Origin of the sequence: Helicobacter cetorum MIT 99-5656 (assembly GCF_000259275.1) — a bacterium.
GTDB lineage: Bacteria > Campylobacterota > Campylobacteria > Campylobacterales > Helicobacteraceae > Helicobacter > Helicobacter cetorum.
Map to the genome: position 1 here is coordinate 635,232 of NC_017735.1, position 18,669 is coordinate 653,900.

At 35.1% G+C, this 18,669-nt stretch carries 18 protein-coding genes; 4 read left to right on the top strand and 14 right to left on the bottom strand.

The window, feature by feature from the left end; translation table 11 throughout:
• Position 1 precedes the first annotated feature (1 nt).
• From HCD_RS03030 to HCD_RS03045, 4 genes are all read right to left on the bottom strand, one after another.
• The gene (locus HCD_RS03030; protein ID WP_014659121.1) at positions 2 to 481 is read right to left on the bottom strand and encodes an RDD family protein; all 480 of its coding nucleotides are present in this window, start codon (positions 479 to 481) and stop codon (positions 2 to 4) included.
• 52 nt (positions 482 to 533) lie between these two features.
• Entirely contained in the window at positions 534 to 1,817 is a 1,284-nt protein-coding gene (purD, locus tag HCD_RS03035) for a phosphoribosylamine--glycine ligase (RefSeq protein WP_014659122.1), read from the bottom strand.
• 66 nt (positions 1,818 to 1,883) lie between these two features.
• The gene (locus HCD_RS03040) at positions 1,884 to 2,117 is read right to left on the bottom strand and encodes a hypothetical protein (RefSeq protein WP_014659123.1); all 234 of its coding nucleotides are present in this window, start codon (positions 2,115 to 2,117) and stop codon (positions 1,884 to 1,886) included.
• A gap of 296 nt (positions 2,118 to 2,413) precedes the next feature.
• A complete protein-coding gene (locus tag HCD_RS03045) occupies positions 2,414 to 3,736 on the bottom strand; it encodes an RNA-guided endonuclease InsQ/TnpB family protein (RefSeq protein ID WP_014658798.1) in 1,323 nt (440 codons plus the stop codon).
• Between the two features lie 36 nt (positions 3,737 to 3,772).
• On the opposite strand from HCD_RS03045, the gene tnpA reads away from it, so the two are divergent.
• A complete protein-coding gene (tnpA, locus tag HCD_RS03050; RefSeq protein WP_014658764.1) occupies positions 3,773 to 4,189 on the top strand; it encodes an IS200/IS605 family transposase in 417 nt (138 codons plus the stop codon).
• Between the two features lie 176 nt (positions 4,190 to 4,365).
• On the opposite strand, the gene HCD_RS03055 is transcribed toward tnpA, so the two are convergent.
• The 10 genes from HCD_RS03055 to HCD_RS03095 all read right to left on the bottom strand — a co-directional run bounded on the left by HCD_RS03055 (position 4,366) and on the right by HCD_RS03095 (position 15,271).
• Positions 4,366 to 5,532, bottom strand: coding sequence for a site-specific integrase (locus HCD_RS03055; RefSeq protein WP_014659124.1), 1,167 nt, complete (start codon positions 5,530 to 5,532; stop codon positions 4,366 to 4,368).
• A gap of 135 nt (positions 5,533 to 5,667) precedes the next feature.
• A complete protein-coding gene (locus HCD_RS03060) occupies positions 5,668 to 6,786 on the bottom strand; it encodes a hypothetical protein (protein ID WP_014659125.1) in 1,119 nt (372 codons plus the stop codon).
• The gene (locus tag HCD_RS03065; protein ID WP_014659126.1) at positions 6,779 to 7,039 is read right to left on the bottom strand and encodes a hypothetical protein; all 261 of its coding nucleotides are present in this window, start codon (positions 7,037 to 7,039) and stop codon (positions 6,779 to 6,781) included. Before HCD_RS03065 ends, HCD_RS03060 begins: the two co-directional genes overlap by 8 nt.
• Before the next feature lie 618 nt (positions 7,040 to 7,657).
• Entirely contained in the window at positions 7,658 to 7,804 is a 147-nt protein-coding gene (locus HCD_RS09325; RefSeq protein WP_158308542.1) for a hypothetical protein, read from the bottom strand.
• A 76-nt stretch (positions 7,805 to 7,880) separates the two neighbouring features.
• Complete coding sequence (locus HCD_RS03070; protein ID WP_014659127.1) at positions 7,881 to 10,301, bottom strand: porin family protein; 2,421 nt, start codon at positions 10,299 to 10,301, stop codon at positions 7,881 to 7,883.
• Between the two features lie 169 nt (positions 10,302 to 10,470).
• Positions 10,471 to 11,259 carry an SPOR domain-containing protein gene (locus HCD_RS03075; RefSeq protein WP_014659128.1) on the bottom strand — a complete coding sequence of 263 codons (789 nt, stop codon included), beginning with the start codon at positions 11,257 to 11,259 and terminating at the stop codon, positions 10,471 to 10,473.
• Between the two features lie 21 nt (positions 11,260 to 11,280).
• Positions 11,281 to 11,823 carry a DUF1882 domain-containing protein gene (locus HCD_RS03080; RefSeq protein WP_014659129.1) on the bottom strand — a complete coding sequence of 181 codons (543 nt, stop codon included), beginning with the start codon at positions 11,821 to 11,823 and terminating at the stop codon, positions 11,281 to 11,283.
• Positions 11,824 to 11,835: 12 nt separating this feature from the next.
• Positions 11,836 to 13,086 (bottom strand): serine hydroxymethyltransferase, encoded by a 1,251-nt coding sequence (locus HCD_RS03085; protein WP_014659130.1) that lies wholly within the window; start codon positions 13,084 to 13,086, stop codon positions 11,836 to 11,838.
• A complete protein-coding gene (lysS, locus tag HCD_RS03090; RefSeq protein ID WP_014659131.1) occupies positions 13,087 to 14,592 on the bottom strand; it encodes a lysine--tRNA ligase in 1,506 nt (501 codons plus the stop codon).
• A gap of 22 nt (positions 14,593 to 14,614) precedes the next feature.
• A complete protein-coding gene (locus HCD_RS03095) occupies positions 14,615 to 15,271 on the bottom strand; it encodes a CvpA family protein (protein WP_014659132.1) in 657 nt (218 codons plus the stop codon).
• Between the two features lie 242 nt (positions 15,272 to 15,513).
• Between HCD_RS03095 and HCD_RS03100 the strand changes: the two genes are divergently transcribed.
• The 3 genes from HCD_RS03100 to pseI are packed head-to-tail and all read left to right on the top strand — an operon-like array spanning position 15,514 to position 18,441.
• On the top strand, positions 15,514 to 16,788 hold the full coding sequence (locus HCD_RS03100) for an apolipoprotein N-acyltransferase (RefSeq protein ID WP_014659133.1): 1,275 nt from the start codon (positions 15,514 to 15,516) through the stop codon (positions 16,786 to 16,788).
• Positions 16,785 to 17,426, top strand: a complete 642-nt coding sequence (locus tag HCD_RS03105) for an ATP-binding cassette domain-containing protein (protein ID WP_014659134.1) — start codon at positions 16,785 to 16,787, stop codon at positions 17,424 to 17,426. The genes HCD_RS03100 and HCD_RS03105 overlap by 4 nt, the downstream gene beginning before the upstream one ends.
• 4 nt (positions 17,427 to 17,430) lie before the next feature.
• A complete protein-coding gene (pseI, locus tag HCD_RS03110) occupies positions 17,431 to 18,441 on the top strand; it encodes a pseudaminic acid synthase (RefSeq protein ID WP_014659135.1) in 1,011 nt (336 codons plus the stop codon).
• The last annotated feature ends 228 nt before the right edge of the window (positions 18,442 to 18,669 follow it).

An 18,669-nucleotide genomic window follows, 5' to 3' on the forward strand; every position in this document is an offset into this window, starting at 1 on the left:
ATTAAAACAACACTAAAAGGGTTTGGGTTTTTTCTTCATACCATGCCCTGTAATAAGAGCGATTAAGATTTGAAAACCATAAAATAGGGCATAAAAAAACCATTATCTTTAATGCCAAACGCTTTAGTAAAATAGCCCTACTAGGACAATCCGCCAAATAAATATTGATGATTTTAATCCTAAAAACAAGCTTGCCCAAACTCACCTTACACAGCCACATAAAAAAGATTTCATAAACGCCATATAAAATCATAAAGCAAGTTATTACAAACAAGGCATAATAAATGGGGTTAGAAAGCCAGTTAAACGCTTTTAAAAAATCGCATGCACTTAAGCTATCGCTCAATAAAAACCCCACCAATAAGCAATCGGTTAAAAACGCTAACACACGCCAATAAAAGGGGCATAAACGCACCTTTTCACGCACAAGAAGGGTCTCTATAATCTCTGTTTCTTCTTTTTCTAAAATTTGAGAGCGCATTTAAAACCATTGAGACAAATCATGCTTAAATGTGTGTCTCAACTTCTCATCCTTAAGAGTATTCTTTTAAATTCAATGCCCTAAAACCAATATCCTTGCGATAAAACATGCCTTCAAAATGCACTTTCTGAGCGATTTCATAGGCATTATTCCTAGCTTCTAATAATGATTTTCCCCTACCAATTGCAAACAGCACTCTCCCCCCACTACTCTCAAACACGCCATTATCTTGTTGTACTTCTCCCAAAATCAAATGCCCCTTTTTCTCATCAATAGGGTCAATATAAAGCGTTTGTTTAGTTGAAGAACCACCAGGATAATTCCTAGAAACAAGTGCCACACCCATCACAAATTCTTTAGAAAATTCTACTTCAAGATGGTTCAAATCCCCATTTGCTACAGCCAAACACAAATCTAGCAATGAACTCTCCAAAAGGGTTAAAATAACCTGACACTCCAAGTCTTTAAAACGCACATTCAATTCTAATAGATACGGCTCTAAAACGCCTTCTTCTTCTACCACCATAACCCCAGCTAGTAACACGCCCCTAAAAGGCATACCCTTAGCTTGAAGTTTTTCTAAAATGGGTTTAAAAATATTATTCTTTATCTTTTCTTCTAATTCGCTAGAAGCAACTTTTATAGGAGCAAACGCCCCCATGCCATTTGTAGTTGCCCCCTTATCCCCTTCTAACAAACGCTTATAGACTTCACAAAAAGGCAGCACAATAAAATCATCATTAACTACAAGCGCCATAGCCGAAAGCTCAAAGCCTTCTAAAAAATGCTCTATAATCACATGCCTGTTTTGCCTTAAATATTCTTTAAGGATTTCTAAAGCTTCTTGTTTATCCTTAGCAAGACTCACCCCCTTACCCTGGTATGCCCCATCAACTTTAATCACTAAAGGATAAGAAGCGTTTTGAATATAATCTAGGGCTTCTTTTAGGTCGCTTGTTTCAAAATAAAACGCGCTTTTTATACCACACTCTTTAGCAAAGGCCTTCATATAACTTTTTGAGCTTTCTAATTTAACCACCTCTTTAGAAGCTCCAAAGACCAAAATACCCGCTTTTTCTAACATCTCTGTAAGCCCAAAAGCCAAAGGCTCTTCTTCTGAGATAATAGCTAAATGGATTTGTTTTTCAAGGGCTAATTTAACGATGTCTTTGTAATGCTCGCATTCTAGATTTTCGCCCAAATCTTGAGTGCCACCATTACCCAAACAAAAATAAAGGGCATTCACTCGTTTATCTTGCTGAAGTTTTTGAGCTAAAGCGTATTCTCGCCCCTTGCTTCCCACAATTAAAACATTATAGCTGTTGTTATCTTTCATGCCTTCCCTAAAATGTGGTTTGACCCAAATGACCGCTACTTTTACATGTGCATAAGTTCAAATAACCTACACTAACAAGGCTAGAAGGACTTTATCAGGGGCAGATTCTAAACCCTTTGGGGCTTCAAACAAAAATGCCATCACACAAAAACCACTACCATAGCCTAATTCAATTTTTTCAACGAACTTGCCATCAAATAAGAAACACGAATCATTCAGGCAATAGTTATAATTATACTTGATTTTTAAAAAAATTCTGTGTAAAACAATGCCATAGAAGTCGCTCAACACCAATTCCATAAATTTTATTTTTTTTTAAATCTCTTTTTTACATTTCATCCTTTAGCACTCCTTAATTTCTTAAGGGGGCTTTTAAAGACTTTGGCCTGTTCGTGTTTTATTAAAAAAGCATGTTTAACGCCTTTAATAATACTCATTGTTTTAAAGCTATTTATCATCGTGTTTAAAACTTTGCCTTCTAATAGACTTAATAGCGGCATACTGGCTTTATGCTTTGTTTTGCTATTTTTAGTTTTTGGTGTGAAACACCCCTCGCTAAAGCGAGGAGCTTCCTAACTAAAGCACCCTACTGAATGCTAATACGAAAGGCTTTGCTCTTTAAAGTCTGCAAGGCTATTTCCTAACCCAAGAAGACTTAACCCTTTGCTTAAAATATTACTTGCGGCGTTTATATCTCTATGCTCTATATATCCGCAATTTTGACACAGATATTCTCTATGATTTAATTTAAGCTCGTGGTTGATTTGCCCACAACTATGACAAGTTTTACTCGTATATTGTGGGGGAGCTTTCACTAACAATTTGCCATTATGCTGTTGTTTGTAGTCTAAAAAAGAGATGATTTGATAGAATGAAGTATTTAGTATAGACTTATTAAGCCCACTCTTTTGTTTAACATTTTTGAGTTTGGCTCTTTTGGTCATGTTCTTAATTTGTAAGTCTTCAACTACTATCAATTCAAATTGCTTTGAAAGTTCGCTTGTGATTTTATGGTATCTGTCTAGTTTTTGATAGCTTGATTTATCAAAGGCTTTGTTTAATTTTTTTTGAGTTTTGTAAAAATTACCTCCTAGTTTGATTTTATTTTGTTTAGATTTTAAAACCCTACGGCTTTGTTTTCTTTGTAGTCTTTTAAATTCTTTAGAGTATTTTTTAAAAGAATGTAGTTTAGAATAAGTAGGAATAAGTCGTTTTAGATTGATATTTTCATCTACTTTTAAACCTAGTTCTTTCATGTCTTTTTGGTATTGTTCTAGGTCGGTTAGTTTTTCATATTCTTTTAAATCAACGCTTAAAGCTATATCATAGATATTTAAGTCCACACCGACACAATTTCTAGGCTCTTTAATAGTGTTAAGCTCTTTTTCGTATTCTATGCTAAAACTAACAAAATATTTTTGATGAGAGCAAGAGACTACGATTTGTTTAATCTTAGCATTAAGGGGTAAGTCTCTATGCATACGCATTTTTAAGGGCATTTTCATTAAGTTAAACATCTTAAAGCGTTCGTTAAAGTCTTTGATAGAAAAGCCTTGATTATTCCAAGTAAAACTTTGTTTAGCAAATTTAGAGTTTTTAAATTTAGGAAAGCCCCTATTTTTGACTTTAAAGGCATCTCTTAAGGCTCTTTCTGCATTCATGCGTGATTGTTGAGCGACTACACTACTAAAACTTAAATTCCTAGCTTTTAAATGGTGCTTAATCGCACTATCTAATTCGCTTGATTTTTGCCATTTTCTTTGTTTAGTGGGTAAATCTTTGTTTTTTTCGTATTGCTCTTGTTGTAGATTTAAGCAAATGTTATAGGCTTGGTTATAGACAAAAAAAGAGTGTTGTAATTTGGTCTGTTGCTCTTTGGTAGGATACAAACGAAATTTAAAGCCCTTATTTACTTTCATAGAAAGATTTTAGCATAATTTAGTTAAACTTGGTCTATGAAACAAATTGATAATATTAGACATGGCAGACATTGTGTTTTTTTAATGCATGTGCATTTAGTATTTGTAACTAAATATAGGCGTAAAGCATTCAACAAAGAAGTTATAGACTTTTTAGGTTCTGTATTTGCTAAGGTATGCAAAGACTTTGAAAGCGAGTTAGTAGAATTTGATGGGGAAAGCGACCATGTGCATTTACTTATCAATTATCCACCAAAAGTTAGTGTTAGTAGGTTAGTTAATTCTTTAAAGGGTGTTAGTAGTCGTTTGGTTAGACAACAAAATTTTAAAAATGTTAAAGCTACTTTGTGGGGCAATCATTTATGGTCGCCTAGTTATTTTGCTGGAAGCTGTGGGGGTGCTCCTTTAGAAATCATTAAGCAATATATCCAAGAGCAAGAAACACCACATTAGATTTGCTAACCTTTTGTTTTTAGGTTAAATGACACTAAAAAATAGCCTAACGGCTATTGACGCTTACATCTCCGCCCTAAAGGACGGAGTTTTTCGCTTTGTTGGGATAAAATCATAAAAACTTATATTTAAATCTCTAGCTCTTAGCTGTCTATATACGACTATATGTAAAGCGTTCATAACATTGCCCCTCTTAAAAACGCCGCCCTCTCTCTGTTTTGCTGTGGTATGTAATGACTATAGATAGAGTAAGTGGTGTTTAAATCTTTATGCCCTAACATTTTTGAAACCCACATGGCCTCTTCGCCTTGGCTTAACATAAGGCTGGCGAAGGTGTGGCGTGTGGTGTATATTTTTCTCTTTTCTAAATTCAAAGCATCTAAAAGTTTTGTAAAAGCCTTTTGAAATTCGCGCGTTTTTTGTGGCTTGTCTATGAATATAAAAACGCCTTTTTGAGATTTTTTTAATTCAATTAATGCTCTTTCTACTGGCTCTAAAAGGTCAATCTCTCTCTTGCTAGATTTATTTTTTGGTGTGCTTAATTCCCCTAAAATGTTAAGTGAGTATTCAACATTTATCTTTTTATTAATAAAGTCAATGTCCTTCCATTTTAAAGCTAATTGTTCGCCTGTCCTTAGGCCTGTAAAAAATGCGGTTGTTAAAAACGCTCTTAAAATAGTAGAAGGGCATTCGTTTAAAATTTCCTTGATTTCTTGCAAGTTAAATGGCTTAATCTCTTTGGACTCTTTGGCGTTGTTTAGATTAACTTTAAAATAAGGGCTTTTTTCTAAGTAGCCATGCTCTGTGGCAAAGTCTAAGAAACTTTTTAAAAGGTGGTTTAAAACGATTAGAGAGGATTTTTTAAATTTCTCTAGCGCCTTGTTATGAAAAAAAACCACACGCTCTTGTGTGATTTTAGAAATTTTAGCACTCTCTTTCATTTTCATGGTGTTTAAAATAGATGTGAAGTTGGTCTTAACGCTTAGAAGCGTTGTCTTTTTAAGCCCTATTTTTTGGTTTAAATAGTTTGAAAAAACATGCTCGATGGTTTCATTGCCTTTTAGCTTTTTGGCTCTTTTGTTGGCTCTTGCTTCTTGGCTCTCTTGTGGGTATGTGGCATCGCCTTTTTTTTCATTTCTGTTTAACCTTGTTTTAAGGGTGCTTAATTTTTTTAAAACGCTTTCTATATTTTGGCATGCGTTTAGCTCTCTTATAATTAAAATCATTTCGGCACTGCTGTAGCCTTTTAGCTTATTAGTAAGGCTTATGCGGTGGCGTTTTTTATCCTTTGTGTAGTTTAGATAGGGCGTGTTATTGCGTGAGTAGATGGTGAAATTTTTCATGATTTTACCTCTGCTATTATGAAAATCAAGGCATAAACACACAAAGCTATGAGTGTGTTTATGATAAGTGTTTCTTTTTTGGGGTTTAGCCTTGTTTTTTTTGGCTGTTTAGAATCTATGTTGTATCTAATCATTTTAACCCTCAATACTCTTTTCAAAAATAAATGGCTTGTCTAAAAGCTCGTTTATTTCTTGACCTTGCATTCTTAGGATTTCCTTGTAGATTTCCTTTGCTTTTTGGGGTAGTTCTATTTTTAAAGTATTTTCATGTTTAAAAATATTTAGTTGTAGAGTATATATCCCTAATAAGCTAAAGATTGCATCTTGATTCATGAGATTAGTTTTATAAACTTCGCCACTTGTAGTTAACCTATCTAAAACAATCTCAATTTTTTGTTTTTTAAAATCAAAACCGAATATAATTAGGTCATGTCCTTTTTCTTCGTCATCGATCCGATGTATGAAAGACTTGTAATATGAATCTTTTAAAATTAGTTTTTTTCCTTGCTCTGTGATTTCTCTCGCTGGCTCTTTGGTGGCTTGCTCCTCTTGTATGGTTTTAATGATAGCTTCTGCCATTTTTTCTCTATCGTGTGTAACTAGCCCCTCGTAGTCAATAGAGTAAACGCTCTTTGCTTTCACATCAATGGTTAAAAGTTCGCTCCTGTTCTTTTTGAAAAAAATAAAATCCCCTTTTTTGAAAAAGAGATACGCTGTTTCATAAAATACCGCTTCAATATCTAAGCCTTCAACCATTAAAATGTCGCCATTTTCTTCGGCTTTTAGCTTAATATTGTAGATTCTAATCTTTTTGAATAGCTGGTTTTTTTCTGTGTTGTGTTCATTAAGCCTGTAGGCCTTTTGTCTCTTTTGGCTGTAGAAGTAGATGCTTTTTTCATTTCTAATGAAAACGCCCCCTTTTAGCTCCTCTTCATCGCTATCTGGTAAAAACAAATCCATGTTTTCTTGGTGGTTGTTTTTTGATAGTTTGATGTTGCTTAAATCTGTTGTGCTGTTATTTTCGTTGTCTCTCTTTTGTATTTGTTCTAAAAATTCAACGATTACATTGCCATGCGCCATAAAAGATACTCCTACGCAACTTTCTTGTAGTAGATAGTGTTTCTTAGTCATGCTGTTATAGACTTTTTGGGCTTCTTTTTTTGTCTTAAAGCTTGCGGTGTAGGTTTTGTTGTTTACGCTCCTTTTTAAAATGATTGTCTCATTTTGTAAGGTTAATTGATTACTTTTACACATGGCTCGCTCCTTTTTTTAAAGTTTTAGGCAAGTTTTGAATATACGCCTTAACGCATGCATTGATTTCTTTTGAAAAGTGCTGTCCGCCGTTTTTGGTAGCTAAATAGTAAGCATTTACCCATTGGCTCATTGGCTCTTGCTCTTTAGCGGTTACTAGGTCTATTTGCATTTTTTGGGCTTTTGCTCTCATAAGGCTTAAATAATGCCATGTCTTTGTATCTTTGGTTAAGACAATTTGTCTCAGTTGTTTCATTTCAAAAACTCCTATTTATAGTATTCAAACGCCCCATTTTAGGGCGTTTTGGTTTAAATGTGTCTCTATTCTAAAAATGTTGAAATTGTGTGACAAGAGAATTAAACGGCGTTGGGGTTTTTGGTTTCAAAAAATGCGATATTTTTTCAAATAACCCCTATATACAAGGCTTTTAACCGCTTAAATAAAACTAATTTTAGGGGCTTGTTTTTGGGGTTTTGTAAAGTTTATCATATAAATTTACTCACCCATACAAACCCAACAAAGATGCCTAAATAAGGCGTTTTTAGTTTTGTTTGCTTGCTTTAAGAGTTAGTTTTAGCAAATTAGCTAAAGAATGACAAAAACATGGTTTTAAGAAAATGAGTTTTACAATAAAAATATAATATAAAACAAACTTTCTTAAAAAAATCAAAGAATGCTAGATAAGATTAAAGCAAAAACAACACTTTTATGAAAAACATTTTTTGAGCTGTCAATATTAGAATAAGGTCTTTATTTTTACATTCAAAGTCTGGTTTGAGAGTGTTGTTTAATTAGAGATTTCAAAAACAATGATTTTCTTTAATATTATTTGACTATTATAATTCACCCTATAAACCTTATGGTTAAGGCAATTTAGGTAAATTCTAGGTATCTTTGGGGTTTTCTATGCTTTGGCGTAGGGATTGCATGCCTTTGATTTTCTTTATTCTCTAGCATGCCTGTTACTAACCCCCATTCTATTAATGAGCGTTTAAAACCACTAAGATGCATAAAAGACAATCATTTTCAAGCATAGAGCATGCAAATCTCTCAAACCATTAATGAGATATTTTTCCATGCTATCCTAGTATATTCTTTAAAACACCCACCCATAATTCATAAACACATGCATGTTGTTAAAGTTTTCATTCAAAGCCACTTCGTTGATAGTTTCTTCTGTAAGTAGTTGGGCTTTAATGTTTTGTTTAATAAGTGGCATACTAATTCCTAGAGAGATTTTAGAATGCTTGTAGCGGTAGTTAAAGCCTGTAGTGAAATAGACATTGCCTTTATGCTTGCTAGCGTTAATCATACCATTGAATTGATAGCGGTTATACAAGGCTCTAGCTCCAGCAAAGACTCCAAAAGAAGATTTGAAGTTTTTATCTTTATAGACATTGATAAAGTCTATTAAGAGATTCACTCCACCCCCTACTCCATATTGTTGTGTTTTGTTTAATAAGCCTTGTCTTTTAGAGAAGTTGTAATTAAACATAGCATAGTAAGAAAGACCGATAATGTTGTTGAAATAGTTTTGATAACCTATTTGGGTGTTGAAGCCTAGGGTGGGGTTTTTTAGGGCTTTATTTTGCAAGGCTTGAACACTTTCTAAAAGAGTGGCACTCATGGTGTTTAGAGCATTCTCAAACGCACCTTTAGGAACATCTTGCAATGCCATATCGGCATAATACCTACACTCATCATATAAACGCATTTCTTCAGCAGTACAACCACTATTATTTGAGATATAAGGGTTGTTGTAAGTAGGGTATCCGTAGTAGGGATATCCTATATTTGAAGTATCATTGCCAGCTATTTTTCGATTCTTTAACTGATGGGCTACGGCAACCTTGCCCTGAACGGCACTTTTAACCCCATCATAATATTCGTTACCACCATAATTCGCAGGCAAATCTTGATAATTAATAGGTAATTCATTTGAATTAGCTAATTTCAACCACGCATCAGTGGTAACGCTAGAAAATCCTCCACCTAAATGATAATACTCGCTATAAGTCAAATTGCTATCATGTTTCCAGCCTTTGGTGTGTCCAAATTCATGGAAAAAAGTATGGAACATGTAGCGGTAAGCGTCATTCCATCCGTCATTACCATTGTCTGCAGTATCATTGTATTTTCTCAATAACTCATTAAAATTAGGGTTGATAAAATTCGCATTGACAGCCATATTAGTGGAACTAGCCCAACCAAATGCCCCAGAATACAAACTAACCGCTCTAATAGACAAGTTCCTACTATCTTGTCTGAATTGGTCAACCAAAGATTGCTTGTCAATATTCGTATGATTAACACTTTCATTATCATTGCCATGAAAATTAAATTTTGCATCAAGCATAGCTTCTTTCCATACTTGAGAGTCTAAAGTGCCAGCTAAATTAAGATACATATTGACATAGTTTTGAGCCACATCAGCAGTCATTTTTTGATATTTGGAGCGATTACTATTTGCACTCTCTGGGTTTTGAAAGGTCCCATGAATGTTGGTGGTAATTTTATCTATGGCTTCTAAAACCCTTCTTGTATGGTCGCTAGTATCATTTGGGAGTGTTGTGCCGTTATATCTAAACTCAAAATTTTGCGTGTCCACCTTTTGTAACGCACTATCGCTGAAAGCTGGAATTTGATTTTTATTTAAGGTGATATGCGAACTCGCTTTGATACTATCAAAAGTCGCTAAAGTAACATCTCTATAGCCTTTTTCGTTTGTATCGTCCTTAACCTTAACCACTAACTTCACATTCTTTAAATCATAGGGTAAGGAATTTTTAATATGAATGGTTGAATTGCTTGCATCAAAGGTAGTAGCTATGGGGTTAGTGGTAGAAAAGGTTTGCCCCACAACATTACTATCGGTAAAAAGGGCTGTTGAAGTATAGCTACCTGAAGTAATTTTTGAAATTGTCTTTGGTGTTTGAATAGTGCTAGGGGCATAATCAGGTATTGCATCTAACCCCTTAGCAAGAGGAGCGCATGTTCGACCTGTGCTTTTAACTCTCTCTTCGCACTCTTGCGTTTTACGAGCAATTTCTTCTTGTTGCTTTTCTCGTGCTTGGTCTTTTTGAGCTACAGGGTCAGGCTGTGCTGGGACATCAGCTTGGGCTTGGTCTTTTTGTTCTGAAGTCTTAAGTTGCCCCTCTTCAGAAACACCTTCTACAACCACTGCAGAGGAGGCTGTGGTGCTTTCTTGTTCTGTATTCTTAGCTTGTTGCGTGCTTTCTGTTTGACCAGAACTTACTTGAGAAGGGGTTTCACTTTCTTCATGAGAATGGGCTTCGTGCGAGTGGTTTGAACGGCTAGTTGATTCTTCTTTAGTTGTCTTTCTAGGTTGATAACCCTGCTGATACAAGCCATTCCCTATGATTGATTGTGGGTTTGGGCGTTTTTTAACGCTCTCTGTGATACTAGACATACCTGTTTCAAACCCTGCCTGTATGAAAAATCCGCTTTTTGGATGGGCTTCTAAATTACTCCATAATCCTACAAGTGCTAAACACACACTTTTGCTTAAGTGTGTAAGATTATTCCTAAAATTTTGCCTTTTACTCTCTCTCTCTCTCTCTCGTTTTAGTCATTGCTTATCCTTTAATAATGTCTTATTACTTTGGGCTGATTGTATCCCTTAAAACTTAAAAATCTTTGAAATGAGCTAAGTTTTAGCTCAAAACTCAAGGCATTTTTACAATGATAGGTTTGGTGAGTTTTTTCGTAACTTCATTTGCATGCTCTAGGGCTTCTTGACGGGTTTTATAAGGTCCGATTAAATACTTTGTATTTGCTTTGCCCTTTTCTATTTTATGAGCAAACTTTTCAAATTCTTGCAAAAACGCTTTGTTGGGCGTATGAGCAAAAACCCCTACCTGCAAGTAGTAACTCTTAGGCATTGCAGTGTTTTTGGGTTTCTTCGCTTCTTGTTTGACTGGTTTTTTAAGCCCTTTCTCTTGCTGAGAATGCTTAGTGTGAGCTTGTTTTGAGGCTTTCTTGTTGTCAGTTTGTGCGGGCTTTTTGTCATTTTGTTTTGCTTCTTGCTTAGGCATTTTCTTTAGCTTAGAAGTATGCTCAATGAAATTTGGCTCACTACCTTTATTGTTGGGCGTATCGCTAGGTGCTTTGGTTTCATCACTTTGCATTTTCAAATTCGCCCTATCTTGATTCTTCACATCATCGGCTAGTTTGTCTAGTCTATCTTCTTGTTGAGGGTTGTTAGGAAACTCTAAATTCAAATTTTCAAACTCATCATCTTTTTTCTCGTCTTTAGTGTTGCCTATCTTTTGCATGCCACTATCCGTTTGTAAAAAGGTCTCTTTGGGTGTGGTTCTTGTGCTTTTCCAAAATACCATTAAAAGCACTGCTAAGACAATAATCGCAATCGCTACAATCAAAAGCGCTTTTTTAGCACCACCTCCACTGCTCTCTTCTTCTAAAATAACATCATTCAATCTTTCTTTTTCTTGCATCAAAAATCCTTTCAAAAAATTTTATAAATGCTTTGCCCAAGAACTCCCTCGTTCTTTCGCAAAAACTTCATAGGGTAAAGCTAGAATGTTAAATTCCTTAGGAAACTCGTTGTTAGGAAATATTCTCCACTCTTTAGGCAAACCTTGTGCTAACTTCATAGACAAAGTTTTAACTAATCTTTCTCCTTCGCCAAGCTCTGTATGCCCTTTATGCACATATAAATGCAAATGGCCTGGAGTCTTAGTGTTATAAGCGGTAAAGTTCATAAAGCCTTCTTCACGAAGAAGTAATTGTGCCTTATGATAAAAACGCTCTGGGTTTCTCCCATTATAATCAAACACAATATTTTCTACCTTATTATTACGCAAAATTAAATTGTGTGCGATTTCTATTTCTCTTTTCAAATGTTTTTGAATGAGAGAGCTTGTCAGCATGGCATCTACTTTTTGAAATTTATTGTAATAACACCGCCCCGCATAAATCATTTTTTCACCCAAGCCCGGCTTTTTTTCAAAATAGTGACTCGTGTCTATTTTGATGAGTTTGAGTTCCATTTCTGTCATTACTACTTCCTTTTAAAAGATTGGTTGGCTATACACAGGAAATTGTGCACTTAAAGCCTTTAATTCCTCTTTTACATGCAATTGCAGACTAACATTATCAATATCATTTAAAATATCTGATATTTTATTCCCTATGATTTCAAATTCCTTAGCTCCCATGCCTCTTGCACTTAATGCGGCCGAACCAATTCTTATGCCACTAGTTACAAAAGGGCTACGAGTTTCACCCGGGATTGTATTTTTGTTCACGCAAATTCCGGCATTTCCTAGGGCATTATCCGCGTCTTTTCCGCTATAAGGCTTGTCTAAAAAATCCATTAAAAGCAAATGGTTAGAAGTGCCATCACTCACTAGCTTATGATTTTTTTCTTTTAAAACTTGGGCTAAAACTTGCATGTTAGACTTTACTAATTGTGCATAAGCTTTAAATTCTGGCTTTAAATTCTCTTTAAACCCCACCGCTTTTGCAGCAATAACATGCATTAAAGGTCCGCCCTGAGTTCCCGGAAAAATCGCTCTATCAATCTTAGTGGCTATCTCTTCATTATTAGTTAAAATAAGCCCCCCTCTAGGCCCTCTTAAGGTCTTATGCGTGGTGCTTGAAACCACATGACAATGCGGAAAAGGGTGGCTATGCTCATTAGCTACTACAAGTCCTGCCACATGGGCTATATCGCCTAGTAATAACGCCCCTACTTCATCAGCAATTTCTCTGAATTTCTTAAAATCAATCTCTCGTGGATAGGCTGAAAACCCACACACAATGATTTGGGGCTTAACACTTTTAGCAACTTTAAGCACTTCTTCATAATCAATATAGCCATCTAAACCTACCCCATAAGAGAAGCTTTGATAATGCTTACCGGTTAAGCTCACTTTAGAACCATGCGTTAAATGCCCCCCACAGCTTAAATCCATGCCTAAAATCTTGTCATAAGGTTTTAAAAGGGCGTGATAAACGGCGTTATTAGCTTGTGAGCCTGAATGAGATTGCACATTAGCAAACTGACAATTAAAAAGCTTTTTAGCCCTTTCTATGGCTAGGCTTTCTATTTTATCCACCACTTCACAGCCCCCATAGTAGCGCTTGTTTGGATAGCCTTCGGCGTATTTGTTCGTTAAGACACTTCCCATAGCCTCCATAACACTAGGAAAGGTATAATTCTCGCTTGCTATCATTTCTAAATGTTCGTTTTGACGCTTTAATTCTTCGCCAATAAGTTCAAAAATCTCGCTATCGCTTTGTTCTAAAAAATATGCCATTTACTCTTCACTCTCAACATTAAAATCGTTTTTAACAGGACGCATAGCTGGAAACAAAATCACATCTTTAATGCTCTTAGCTCCGGTTAATAACATGACTAATCTGTCAATGCCTATGCCTTGTCCTGCAGTTGGGGGCATAGCATGCGCTAATGCCCATACATAGTCTTCGTCCATATATTGTGCCTCTTCATCGCCCTTTTCTTTTTCAGCCACTTGAGCCTTAAAACGCTCTAGTTGGTCTAAGGGGTCATTAAGCTCGCTAAAGCCATTAGCAATTTCTCGCCCAGCGATAAATAATTCAAACCTATCAGCGATATTAGGATTATTATCATTGCGTCTAGCTAGTGGGCTAATCTCAATAGGATATTCTGTTACAAAAGTGGGGTTAATGAGTTTATGCTCTACAAAATTATCAAACGCCTCAGCGAGCAATTTTCCATAAGTAAGGTTATTCTCTACTTTGATACCTTTTTCTAACAAATAAGCTAAAAGTTTGTCTTCTTTTTCTAAAATATCCTTACTAATGCCCCCTATTTTTTCTAAAGCGTCTAAATAAGAAATCACGCAAGTTTGGTTAAAATCCACTTCCATGTCGTTATAGACAATTTTTGAAGTTAAATTCAAGGTCTTTAGCAAGTAGTCAAACAATCTCTTGCTTAATTCAATCAAATCTTCATAAGTGTGATACGCCCAGTAAAATTCAATCATCGTAAATTCAGGGTTATGGCTATGGTCCATGCCTTCGTTTCTGAAATTACGATTGATTTCAAACACCGCTTCAAAACCCCCTACAATAAGGCGTTTGAGATATAGTTCTGGGGCAATTCTTAAATACCTTTCAATTTCTAAAGCATTGTGATAAGTTACAAAAGGTCTTGCATTCGCTCCACCAGGAATAGGGTGCATCATAGGGGTTTCTACTTCCAAAAAGCCTTCTGTTTCAAAAAATTTACGCACACTTGAGACAATCAAGCTACGCTTTTTAAACACCTCTTTAACTTCGGGATTAACGATTAAATCCAAGTATCGCTGGCGATAACGCAACTCCACATCGCTAAGCCCATGAAATTTCTCCGGTAATGGCACAATGGCTTTGCTTAAAATATGAAATTCTAGGGCATGGATACTTAATTCGCCTGTTTTTGTAGCAAAAGGAAAACCCTTCACAAACACAATATCGCCCACTTCTAAATGCTTTTTTAAGCTCTTAAACTCATCGTTTAATTCATTTTGTGAAATATAAGCTTGCAAAGTCGTGCTTTCGTCTTCAATCTTAATAAAACATGCCTTACCCATCAAACGCAAGAGCTTGACTCTACCTACAATACTCTCGCATTTTTCTTTGTCTTTAGGCTCTTCTAAATCTTTAACATAAGCGTATTTTTCTAAAAAAGCATCGTTTTTAAGACTTCGTTTCAAGCCGTTTTTATAAGGGTTTTTCCCTTCTTCTCTTAAGCTATTAGCTTTATTTATGCGTTGTTGAATGTATTGATTAGAAAACATATTATGCCTTTAGGGTTGTTCTTTAGTTGGTATCACTCTTGTATTCTTGCTCTAACATTTTTTTGGGTAAATCTTTAGCCTTTTCCTTCAGGACTTCTACCCCCTTATCCATAGCCTTATCAAAAGTTTCTTTAGCGTTATCTTTGATTTCATCGCCCATCTCTTTAAAATTATCTTTAAGATTTTGTTCTGCATGTTTAACGCCATCAAGACGCATGATTTTACTTGCAATGCCTTTCATCGTAGGAAAAATATCGCTTTTTTCCTGCAAGTAAGCGTCAATATTTTTCATCAAATCCATTTTAGAGAGTGCATAAAGAATAAAAGAAAGCACTAAAAAAGTTTTTAAACATGAAAAAATAAAGCCTAACGCCCTATCAATAATGCCTAGTCCACTAAAGACTAAAACCTTGCTTAGCACGACCCCAAGCGTTAAGAAAAACACCCAAGCTAACGCTAACACAAGCAAAAAACCGATGAGATTAGTCATGGTTTCATTTCTTAGATTATACAAATGTTCTGAGAATAACTGACCAATAACAATAGAATACCTAGACGCCAAATACACTCCAAGCACAATCCCTAAAATACCAGCTACTTCACTCACTAATCCATGATAAAACCCCCTAATTCCAAAGGCTACAACTACAACAATCAACGCTAAATCAATATAATTCAAACTCTAAACCCAAACCTTTCTTAATTTCAAAATAACAACGGCGTTTTTTAAAAAACAAACGCTCCCTTAAGCAACTCCAATAAACTTGCACTCTTTTAAAGCCTTGAAATTTGAGAATAATAACACAACTTAAAAAAAACTAGCCTTAATTAGCCAAGCATTCTTTCAGTTACAGCCGACACAACCCTAAAATCCGCCTAATTGTCGTTATAATACCCTATAAAATTTTAAGGTCAGAAAGCATGCGTTTTGTTTCACTTCATACAAACACTTTTTTACTGGCATGTTTATTTGTTTTGAGTGTGTATATTAACACTCTTTTAGATTTATTTAATCTAAACCCCTATATTTCTATCGCACTTAATAGCCTACTAGCTCCATTAAGCATGTTAGCCTTTTTAAAAGCACCTAAAAATCACGCCCTTTTCTTTGGATTTCTTATAGGGGCATTACTCTTTTATTGGAGTGCTTTAAGCTTTCGTTACTCAGAATTTCCTTATTTGTTGCCCCTAATCATTATTCTTGTAGCGTTAGTCTATGGGGTGCTATTTTACTTTTTACTTTATTTTGAAAACCCCTATTTTAGGCTTTTGAGCTTTTTAAGCATAAGCTTTATCCACCCCTTTAATTTTGATTGGCTAGTGCCAGATAGCTTTTTTGCTTATAGTGTGTTTAAAAATGACAAATTATCTTTAGGACTTGTCTTTTTAGCTTGCATTTTCTTTAGCACCTTAAAACCTAAAACCTATAAAATCTTAGGGATATTATGCTTAGCAATCGCTCTCGATTTCAACCTTTTTAAAACAAGCGACTTAAAAAATACTGACAATATCCAACTAGTCTCTACCACAACTCCCCAAAATTTAAAATTTGATTCAAACTACCTTAGCGATATTGAAAATAACATGCTTAAAGAAATAAAGCTCGCCATTAGCCACAAAAAAAATCTCATCGTATTTCCAGAAACCGCCTACCCCACTACTCTAGAAAACTCCGCCTTTAAAGCTGAGCTAGAAAATTTGAGTGATAATATTGCTATTTTAATAGGCACCTTACGCACGCAAGGTTATAATCTCTATAATAGTGCGTTTTTATTTTCTAAAAAAAGCGTTCAAATTACTGACAAGGTCATTCTAGCCCCCTTTGGTGAAACTATGCCCTTGCCAGAATTTCTTAAAAAACCCCTTGAAAAACTCTTTTTTGGCGAGAGCGCTTATTTATACCGCTCTAGTCAAAATTTTAGTGATTTTAAACTAGATAATCTAATTTTTCGCCCCTTAATTTGCTATGAAGGCACTTCTAGACTCGCTTATTTAAACAGCCCTTCAAAAGTTTTTATTGTAATGAGCAATAACGCATGGTTTAGCCCAAGCATTGAACCGAGCCTGCAAAGAATGCTTTTAAAACACTATGCAAGGCGCTATCACAAGGTTATTTTACATAGTGCAAATTTTTCATCTTCTTACATTCTAAGCCCAAGTTTGTTAGGCGATATTCTTTTTAGGAAAACTTTATGATTAGAGCAACTAATATCTCTCACGCCTTTGAAAAACCCCTTTATAGTGGCGTGAATTTACACATTAAACCTAAAGAAAGCCTAGCGATTTTAGGCATAAGTGGGAGTGGCAAAAGCACTCTTTTAAATCATCTAGCCACCATGCTAAAACCAAATAGCGGGATAATTAGTTTATTAGAATATGAAGATATTTATGCCTTAAATTCAAAAAAACTTTTAGAATTGCGTCGCTATCAAATAGGCATCGTGTTTCAAGCCCATTATCTTTTTAAAGGGTTTAATGCTTTAGAAAATTTACAAGTCGCTTCAATTATGTCTAAACAAAGTATTAATCACACGCTTTTAGAAAAATTAGGCATAGCCCACACTCTCAAACAAGGCGTGGGCGAATTAAGTGGCGGACAGCAACAACGCCTAAGCATTGCTAGAATGCTCTCTAAAAAACCAAAAATCATTATCGCCGATGAACCTACCGGAAATTTAGACACCACTACCGCTAATCAAGTCATAAGCATTCTACAAAACTACATTATAGAAGAAGAAGGGGCTTTAGTTTTAGCTACGCATGATGAAAATTTGGCTTTCACTTGCTCACAAGTCTATCGCTTAGAAAAAGAAACTCTAATCAAGGAAAAATAAGAAAATGTTAAAGTATCCTAAAATTGTCGCAGAGTTGAGCGCTAATCATAACCAAGATTTAAATCTCGCTAAAGAAAGCATTTATGCCATTAAAGAAAGTGGTGCGGATTTTGTCAAGCTCCAAACCTACACGCCAGATTGTATGACCTTAAAGGAAAACCCCTTCATCATTCAAGGCACTTTATGGGATAAAGAAAGCTTGTATGAATTGTATCAAAAAGCTTCTACACCCCTAGAGTGGCATGCTGAATTGTTTGAGTTAGCTAGAAAGCTTGATTTAGGAATTTTTAGCTCACCTTTTAGTCTAAAAGCCTTAGAACTTTTAGAGAGCTTAGATTGCGCTATGTATAAAATCGCTAGTTTTGAAATTACTGATTTAGAATTGATTGAAAAAGTCGCACGCACACAAAAACCCATTATCCTTTCTAGTGGCATCGCCACACTGACTGAATTACAAGACGCCATTACTTTGTGCAAAGAAGTCAATCATTTTGACATCACACTTTTAAAATGCGTGAGTGCTTATCCTAGCAAATTAGAAGACGCTCATCTTTTAAGCATGGTTAATTTTGGCGAAAAATTTGGTGTAAAATTTGGTTTGAGCGACCATACTATCGGCTCACTTTGTCCCATTCTAGCCACCACTCTAGGTGCGAGTATGATAGAAAAACATTTTATTTTGAACAAATCTATACAAACCCCAGATAGTGCCTTTAGCATGGATTTTAACGAATTTAAAAACATGGTTAAAGAAATCAAACAAAGCGTTTTGGCCCTAGGAAAAGAAGAGTCAGAAATTGATAAAGGGACTTTAGAGAAACGAAGAATTTTTGCTCGCTCTTTATTTGTGATTAAAGATATTCAAAAAGGCGAAGCTTTTACTAGTGAGAATATCAAGGCGTTGCGCCCAAATCTTGGCCTACACCCTAAATTTTACAAAGAAATTTTAGGCAAAAAAGCAACAAAATTTTTAAAAGCTAACACCCCCTTGCAAGCTGATGCTATAGAACATTAATTTTATTACAAAAAAAATAACATAAAGCCATAGAGCATAAAATAATACAGAAAAACTGAATATGTTTTAACATCTAGTATATTTCAAAATAGCCACACAGCTTGGATAATCAAAACACATGAAAAACTTTTTAAAGTGATTTTTATAATAGAAACGAATTATTTATAAATAATAGTTGTTAAGCTTTACATATATTCTAACAACAAATTAGAACAACTTCTATGCGAT